This window comes from Kribbella sp., assembly GCF_035655035.1.
Lineage (GTDB): Bacteria > Actinomycetota > Actinomycetes > Propionibacteriales > Kribbellaceae > Kribbella.
In genome coordinates this window covers 1-3,109 of record NZ_DASRVN010000185.1, presented here as the reverse complement: position 1 = coordinate 3,109, position 3,109 = coordinate 1, and the positions used below count along the sequence as shown (strand labels likewise).

The following is a 3,109-nucleotide window of genomic DNA, read 5'->3' as shown; positions in this document are numbered from 1 at the left end:
TACAGGGTGATGGGGACGATCGTCAGGCCGCTCTCGTTCACCTTGCGTTCGATCTTGTCGATCTGGGCGCGGTGCAGGAGCAGCTTGCGCTTGCGGCGCGAACCGCCTTCGAACCAGCGCGCCTGGGAGTACTGCGGGATGTGTACGCCGTGCAGCCAGATCTCCCGCTCCTCGACCATCGCGAACCCGCCGACCAGCGACGCCCGCCCGGCTCGCAGCGCCTTCACCTCGGGGCCTTGCAGCACGAGCCCCGCCTCCCAGGACTCACCCAGCTCGTACTCGTGAGCAGCCTTCCGGTTGCGGGCGACCACGGGGTTGGCGTCGGGTTTCTTCACACCCCGATTCTGCCTCCAGGTGGACACCGGCCGCAGGTCAGGCAACACTTCCTGCTCGGGGAGATCTGAGGGGGCTTAAGTGCGGGGTGCGGTTGCGTTGTTGCTGGTCGTTGGGCTGACCGGGTGCGCGTCGGTGCCGACCAAGCCGACGTCGGAGCCTGTCAAGACCGCGGCGGAGCCGACCAAGCAGGCGGCGGAGCCGAAGCCTGAGCGGTTCAGGATCGTGCCTGACGATTACCACGTGCCGTACGCCGGTACCGCGGAGGACGGCCGGAAGTTCTTCCTCAGCGACGAGCTGTTCGCGGGCGGCTCGGGCTACGTCGGGCTGTACCTCTGGAAGGCCGACGGCACGTACGACGAGGTGCGGGTCGAGGAGGTACGCCGTACTCCGGGCGTACCGCCGGGCCAGGCAGCCTCCGCCGGCGCGGACGCGCTGATCGAGTCCCGCCTCGCCGAGCTGGGCAAGTACGTACTCGAACCGATCGACGTCGAGCCGTTCACCACGAAGATCGACGGCGTCACCTTCGGCTGGGCACTCGGCCAGTACGAGGGCGCGTACTCGATCCACATCGAACCAGGCGACTTCATCGCGTACTACGCCCCCTGGGACGGCCTCGGGTACGACACCTGACCGTTCTCCAGGTAGGCAGTCCCTCCCGTACGCCGACCGGCCGCGACGCGACCGTACTGCCCGGGCTCGAGAAGTCGCGACGCCTCCTCGAGGGAAACGAACCGGAACGCGACCGCCTCATCCGGGTGCAGCACGATCCGCTCGATCTCGTCCGGCGTCAGGACGCCGCCGTCGAAGAGCAGCGCGACGACCTCGGAGAAGTCACCGGATCGGGCTGTCCAGTCCACCGCGAGCAGCGCGCCGGGCTCCACCACGAGCCCGATCTCCTCCAGGACCTCGCGGCGGGCGGCGGCGCGTGGTGACTCGTCGCGTTCGACTGCTCCGCCGGGGAGGTCCCAGGTCGGCTTGTACGGCGGTTTGAGGATCAGCAGCCGGTCCGTACCGTCCGTGAACAGGCAGTCCGCCGCCATTCGCTTGGTCGGGAGCTTCGCGGTGAAATGATCGGCACTCACGACGCCAGCCAAGCACAGGAGGATCGGATGTTCCTGCTTCAGATGTCGGGCGTGCCGGGAGCCGGGAAGTCGACGGTGGCTGGGTACGTCGTGAAGAGGTACGGCGCGGTTGCCGTCGACTACGACGTGATCAAGTCGGCCGTTCTGGACGCGGGGTTCGACCTCGGCGACAGCGCCAAGGCGGCGTACGAGGTGATGTACGCGATGGCGCGGCACCTGCTCGCGCAAGGGCGGGACGTGGTGATGGACAGCCCGTGCGCCTGGCAACGGATAATCGACGAGGGTACGGCGATCGCCGCGGAGTACGGGGCGACGTACCGGTACGTCGAGTGCCGGGTGCACGATCTGAAGCAGCTCAACGAGCGGCTCGAGCGGCGCCCGCGGCTGCGTACGCATCGGCCGAGCCTGAACCAGCCGCCCGCGGACGCCGGCAGCGAACCCGTGGACGGCGAGGCGCTGTTCCGGCAGTGGATCGACCAGGTCCACCGCCCCGCGGACAACTACCTGCAGCTGGACATGGACCGCCCGTTGGCCGACGTACTGCCTGAGGTCGACGACTACCTGAAGCAGGCCGGCTAGCGGGGAGTCCAGAGGGCGAGCCACTGTTCGGCGCCCCAGGCTTCGTAGCGTTCCACTTCGGTGAAGCCGAGTTTGGTTGCCAAGCGCATCGATGCGGTGTTCGCGGTCTGGGTGGTGAGGACGACTGGCGTACCCGGTCGGGCGATCGCGAACCAGGCCAGGGCCGCGGCGCAGGACTCGGTCGCGTAGCCGTGTCCCCAGGAGGACGGCAGGAACAGGTAGCCGAGCTCGACGTCGGCCAGATCGCGACGCGTTTCGTCTGCGTCGCGCTGGTCGAGGGTGACGGTGCCGATCATCGCGCCGTCGAGCTCGACGACGAACAACCCGGCGCGGCGTCGCGGTACCTCCGGCAGAATCTCCTCGAGTAGATCCCGCGGCCGGGCGCCGCCGATGTACGTGCCGACCTCCGGCGACGCGAGTAGCTCGATGAGCGCCGTGCGGTCCCGGGGCTCGGGCTCACGCAGTACGAGCCGCTCGGTTTTGATCGGGTCGGGCGGCCAGGCGACGTACTCGAGCTCGCTCTTCATGAGGCGCCACCCTAGCTCTCCGGGATCCACCGCCTGATGACCTCGTCGGCGACTGCGTCGATGGTGCGATCCGCAGTACTGATCGTGTAGTCGCTGATGTCGTCGGTGGCCAGTTGGACGGACAGCTCGGACGCGCGCCGTACCAGGTGGTCGAGGCTGTCGCCGGACTCGCGCCCGCGGTGCCGGATACGTTCCGCGAGCTGGAAGTCCGAGGCATCCAGGCGGCAGATCGCCACCGGTCCGCCGACGGCCGCTTCGAGTAGATGCCGCTCAGCCGCGGTCTCGACCACGCCCGCGATGACGAGCCGGCGGTGACCGGCCGCGCGGTAGTTCGACCAGATGACGGCCAGGTTGGTCGCCTTCAAGCGCGACTGGTGCGGGTCATCGGCCGGCGGCGGCCAGGCCGCGCCGAGCAGGTCGAGGTCCGCGAAGGCGGGTGCGAGCTCGAGGTCGATGCAGCGGTCGAAGACCCGCCAGCCGACGGTTGTCTTGCCGACGCCCGGCGGGCCTGAGAGCACGAGAGCAGGTGGGAATGGCACCCGTGCGATGATCCCGGCCCGCCCGGCCGTCGGCAACGCGATTCGG

The 3,109-nt window shown here is 68.9% G+C and carries 6 protein-coding genes; 2 read left to right on the top strand and 4 right to left on the bottom strand.

What is annotated here, in order from left to right; translation table 11 throughout:
- Positions 1–335, bottom strand: a 335-nt coding sequence (smpB, locus tag VFF46_RS10935; protein ID WP_325036963.1) for an SsrA-binding protein SmpB, incomplete at its 3' end; no start/stop codon positions are given.
- Between the two features lie 79 nt (positions 336–414).
- Between smpB and VFF46_RS10930 the strand changes: the two genes are divergently transcribed.
- A complete protein-coding gene (locus VFF46_RS10930; protein ID WP_325036962.1) occupies positions 415–966 on the top strand; it encodes a hypothetical protein in 552 nt (183 codons plus the stop codon).
- Here VFF46_RS10930 and VFF46_RS10925 read toward each other — a convergent pair.
- A complete protein-coding gene (locus VFF46_RS10925) occupies positions 930–1,418 on the bottom strand; it encodes an NUDIX hydrolase (protein WP_325036961.1) in 489 nt (162 codons plus the stop codon). The two genes, VFF46_RS10930 and VFF46_RS10925, sit on opposite strands and share 37 nt — an antisense overlap.
- Before the next feature lie 27 nt (positions 1,419–1,445).
- Here VFF46_RS10925 and VFF46_RS10920 point away from each other — a divergent pair, with 27 nt between their 5' ends.
- Positions 1,446–1,997 (top strand): AAA family ATPase, encoded by a 552-nt coding sequence (locus VFF46_RS10920; RefSeq protein WP_325036960.1) that lies wholly within the window; start codon positions 1,446–1,448, stop codon positions 1,995–1,997.
- Here VFF46_RS10920 and VFF46_RS10915 read toward each other — a convergent pair.
- Both VFF46_RS10915 and VFF46_RS10910 read right to left on the bottom strand, forming a co-directional pair.
- Positions 1,994–2,524, bottom strand: a complete 531-nt coding sequence (locus VFF46_RS10915; protein WP_325036959.1) for a GNAT family N-acetyltransferase — start codon at positions 2,522–2,524, stop codon at positions 1,994–1,996. The genes VFF46_RS10920 and VFF46_RS10915 overlap by 4 nt on opposite strands.
- A gap of 11 nt (positions 2,525–2,535) precedes the next feature.
- The coding region (locus VFF46_RS10910; protein ID WP_325036958.1) for an AAA family ATPase at positions 2,536–3,109 on the bottom strand (574 nt) is incomplete at its 5' end.

Bases quoted from the DNA above. Each gene is read 5' to 3' on its own strand.
- VFF46_RS10920 (WP_325036960.1), top strand. From the start codon at position 1,446: ATGTTCCTGCTTCAGATGTCGGGCGTGCCGGGAGCCGGGAAGTCGACG.
- VFF46_RS10915 (WP_325036959.1), bottom strand. From the start codon at position 2,524: ATGAAGAGCGAGCTCGAGTACGTCGCCTGGCCGCCCGACCCGATCAAA.